The 3884-nt window shown below is 41.8% G+C and carries 5 protein-coding genes; 2 read left to right on the top strand and 3 right to left on the bottom strand.

The window, feature by feature from the left end; genetic code table 11:
- Nucleotides 1–65: 65 nt before the first annotated feature.
- The gene (tpiA, locus tag FHQ30_RS09895) at nt 66–833 is read right to left on the bottom strand and encodes a triose-phosphate isomerase (protein ID WP_139611807.1); all 768 of its coding nucleotides are present in this window, start codon (nt 831–833) and stop codon (nt 66–68) included.
- Between the two features lie 196 nt (nt 834–1029).
- On the opposite strand from tpiA, the gene FHQ30_RS09890 reads away from it, so the two are divergent.
- Together FHQ30_RS09890 and FHQ30_RS09885 are read left to right on the top strand one after the other, a co-directional pair.
- A complete protein-coding gene (locus FHQ30_RS09890; protein WP_139611806.1) occupies nt 1030–1464 on the top strand; it encodes a GNAT family N-acetyltransferase in 435 nt (144 codons plus the stop codon).
- 108 nt (nt 1465–1572) lie between these two features.
- A complete protein-coding gene (locus FHQ30_RS09885) occupies nt 1573–2046 on the top strand; it encodes a helix-turn-helix domain-containing protein (RefSeq protein ID WP_139611805.1) in 474 nt (157 codons plus the stop codon).
- A 247-nt stretch (nt 2047–2293) separates the two neighbouring features.
- On the opposite strand, the gene FHQ30_RS09880 is transcribed toward FHQ30_RS09885, so the two are convergent.
- Nucleotides 2294–3223 (bottom strand): RHS repeat domain-containing protein, encoded by a 930-nt coding sequence (locus tag FHQ30_RS09880; RefSeq protein ID WP_139615059.1) that lies wholly within the window; start codon nt 3221–3223, stop codon nt 2294–2296.
- A gap of 94 nt (nt 3224–3317) precedes the next feature.
- Complete coding sequence (locus FHQ30_RS09875; RefSeq protein WP_139625166.1) at nt 3318–3605, bottom strand: hypothetical protein; 288 nt, start codon at nt 3603–3605, stop codon at nt 3318–3320.
- Nucleotides 3606–3884 lie beyond the last annotated feature (279 nt).

The following is a 3884-nucleotide window of genomic DNA, read 5'->3' as shown; positions in this document are numbered from 1 at the left end:
TGTCAATAATCTGAAACCGAATCCAAACAGATTCGGTTTTTCATCAATGATAAAGTGCGGTTAGCTTAGTTTTTCGCTTTTTCCGCTGCTTTGACGATCACCGCAAAGGCAGCGGCTTTCAACGAAGCACCACCGACCAAAGCGCCGTCGATATCCGGTTGGGTGAACAGCTCCGCTGCGTTGGCATCGTTGACTGAGCCGCCGTATTGTAAAATCACTTGTTCAGCCACTGCCTTGTCTTGTTTGGCGATGTGATCACGAATAAATTTGTGTACCGCTTGCGCTTGCGCCGGGGTGGCGGATTTGCCAGTGCCGATCGCCCACACTGGTTCATAGGCAATTACTGCGCCGTTGAAGGCTTCTGCGCCTAAGCTGTTCAGCACCGCATCAATTTGACGGGCGCAGACCGCTTCGGTTTGACCCGCTTCGTTTTCGGATTCGGTTTCACCGATGCACAATACCGGAATCAAGCCCGCCGCTTTCAGTGCCGCAAATTTTTTGGCAATGAATTCATCGCTCTCTTTGTGGTAAGTGCGGCGCTCAGAGTGACCGATAATAATATATTTTGCGCCAAAATCTTTTAACATCTCGGTGGAAGTATCACCGGTGAACGCACCAGATACGTTGGTATCCACATTTTGTGCACCCAACACGATGTTACTGCCTTGCAGAGCGGCTTCCGCTTCCGCCAAATACATCAACGGCGGTGCGATTGCCACATCACAGCCTTTGACCTCAGCCAATTCCGCTTTCAACCCGGCGATCAATTCGCGGGTCATTGCTTTGCTGCCGTTTAATTTCCAGTTACCCATCACTAAAGGACGACGTGCCATTTTTTGCTCCTTGCAAACTTAAGGTTAATGAATAAAAAAGTGTTTTCACTATAGCAAAATTGGCTTTGAATTGCTTTTTATAAGCGAAAAAATTTTGGATTTTTTACTTTTTTGTTGTTTTTTATTTAACAACAGATGATTCTTGCTTATAAAAACGCTACAATTCGCCACAGAAATGGTTAATTTAGAGGCAATTATGCGGATATTTAAAGCCGAATTATGGAATCTTGAACTGATTTTACCCTTGTTTGAACAATATCGCTGCGAACGGGGAATGAACGAAAATGCAGAGCGGGCACTGAGCTTTTTAGCAAATCGCATCCGCTTCAGTGAAAGTATTCTGTTTATTGCCATTGATAATCAACAACAAGCCGTCGGCTTTGTGCAACTCTATCCCCGCCTCTCGTCGTTACGCCTGCAACGCTATTGGCAACTGACTGATATTTTCGCTTCTGACAACGCCCAACGACAGCATATTATGCAAGCACTGCTACAAAAGAGCCGCGACTTTGTCAGCTTTACCCAAAGTAATCTATTGGTGGTGGAAAGCACACCGCAACAACGGGAATTTTGGCAAGAACAGGGATTTAAACTTAACCCGAATAAAGGGGTGTTTGAAGTGCAGTTATAAAGTGCGGTTTTGAGTATAAATACTTTATAAATATCCCACACCTCACACAACTGATCTGCACCCCAAAAGTTGGACTTCTAAACCAACTGACTAAGGTGCAGATTTTTTATGACTAAATATACTCAAGTATTGAAACAACAAATCGTTGAATATTATTTTCAACATCATCAATCTATTAGCAAAACCTCAAAATATTTTCAGATTGACCAACACTGTATTCGTCACTGGGTTGCGCAATATCAACATGCGGGCTCAAATGGCTTACGAGTCAAACATACTGCCCGAAAATTTACCGTTGAAGAAAAGCTTCAAGCCGTCAAATTAGCCCAGGAAGGGCGGTTCACCCTCGAACAAATCGCCTTAACATTGGGTATCTCAGAAGGTAGTGTGATTTCTAAATGGTTGCAACGATTCAAAAAATTTGGCATAAATGGGTTAATAGATAAAGCAAAAGGTCGCCCCACGATGAATAAATCCAAGAAATCTAAGAACCCCAAAAAACAGACAAAACCACTGACTGGTTTAGAAGAACTCGAACAAGAGAATTTACGTTTACGTGCGGAGAATGTCTTTTTTATATGAACCTGTATATTCTAACTTTTGGGTCGGATTTATTCCATTTTTATTATATAGGGCATTGCTATTACTATAATCAAGACCTCCATTTTTCGTCTTAGTAACACCTGTAAATCCTCGTTCTTTTAATTTATCTAATGGACACTTAGCTAATCCCCATGGATCACCCCAATCCCACGGATTCTGAACTGTAGTGATCCATTAATTTAACAGTCTCGGATAAGTTGTTTTTGTAAAAACGGGCGGTAAGCCATTATTGTAGCGATTCGTCATCGTAATATTGTCCGGCGAATAATAAGTTCGGGTCAAGCGGGCTTTTGTATTCAAAGTGGGACAAGCGATGGCGTAGCGGTAAGCCCCAAAGTGCGGTTTGGGGTTTACGCCAGGCACGTTTGCCGTCAGGTGCGAACAGTGCCAGCGGCTGTCCGTTGTTTTGACACACGGCATAGTGGGTTTGATTCTTCCCTACGCGGCGGCTGCCGTCAATGCCTTGCTCGATTTCAGAGTATTGGTCTTGTTGCGCCAATAGTTCCCAACCGTGGAACACACTATGTCTGCTACTTTCAATTCGCTGCTGTTTTTCGGTTTCGCAGTAGGCAAGTTGGTCACCGTCCCACACATACCGCACTTTGATATTTTGTTCCGGACAGGCTTTCTCGATTCGTCTGCCGATGCCGTCGTATTTGTAATACCAGGTGTAACTGCGTCCGCCGAGTTTGCCTTTGCCGGTGAAGACGGTGAGTTGGTTAAAGCCGTTCCAGCGGTAGTGGCTTTCGCCCGTGCGGTAGCCGTCTTCCTCCGTGGTTTTACGGATAAGCCGTCCGGCTGCATCATAAGTGTAATGGTCGTTATGTAACCGTTGGAGTTTATGTCCCGGTTGGTAAATATCGTGATGGTCAATCAGTTGTTGTTCAGGATAGTTGCGGTCAAACGGGTCAAGGGTGATACCGTCGGTTGTACCGACTTGACGTTGGCTAAGGTAGCCGCAGCTGTCATAGTGATAGCGTTCCCGGGTGTGGTTGCGGTTGCTGATGTCGGTAATCTGGTTGTTGCCGTTGACCGTCATCGCCAGGTTTTCCTGCTCGTCATTGGCGGCAACGGTGTTTAATGCCTTATCATAAGCATAAGTGCGGTCGAGTTTTGTAGATTTTTGCGAAAATAGATCGATTATAACGGAGTACAAATATATTATTAAAGAACAAGTTTAAAGAGAGATAATATCACTATAATATATATCAGTGTTTTTTGAAGAAGAATTTATAATCATTTTATGTCACTTAAATAGTAATCGGTATAAGATCTAATCCTCTAAGTTTTAACTCTTTTTGAGCTTTTTTTATCAAAAAACCAGTATTTACTCCTAAAATAACTATAAAACCTTTTTCTATACCACTGCCAAATTTCATATCACTTCTAAAAAAACCATCACTAATCGGAAGTTGGATTTCATTTGAGAAATTCGGTATAGGAGCTATTTGATTAACATATTGATTGCATTTATTACAATATTCACTTTGTTGCATTGCCAAATATGTTAATTTTTTCTCAGGAATAAGTGTGAACAATGAGCCTTCTGGATTTAAGCTATCAAATTGAATAGGATAACCTAAATTTTCGATAAAACATTTAAACTTAGATGAAATAATTGGTGGGCCTCCATCGTAAGCAAAACTAAAGTCAGCCTTATTTTTAATATGAAAATCATTAGGATAATATTGATAGTTAATACATGAGTGACAGGTGCTACAAAAAGTTTCTTTGGGAGCGAATTCATAGAACTATGAATGGTTGTCTATTCCAGATAGTTCATAAGCAATAATATTATTTTTCATATATGTATTATC

The organism is Testudinibacter sp. 'clade 2' (assembly GCF_006227735.1).
Classification (GTDB): domain Bacteria; phylum Pseudomonadota; class Gammaproteobacteria; order Enterobacterales; family Pasteurellaceae; genus Chelonobacter.
Note: the sequence above shows the minus strand (reverse complement) of the source record. Positions and strands in the feature narration are given on the sequence as shown.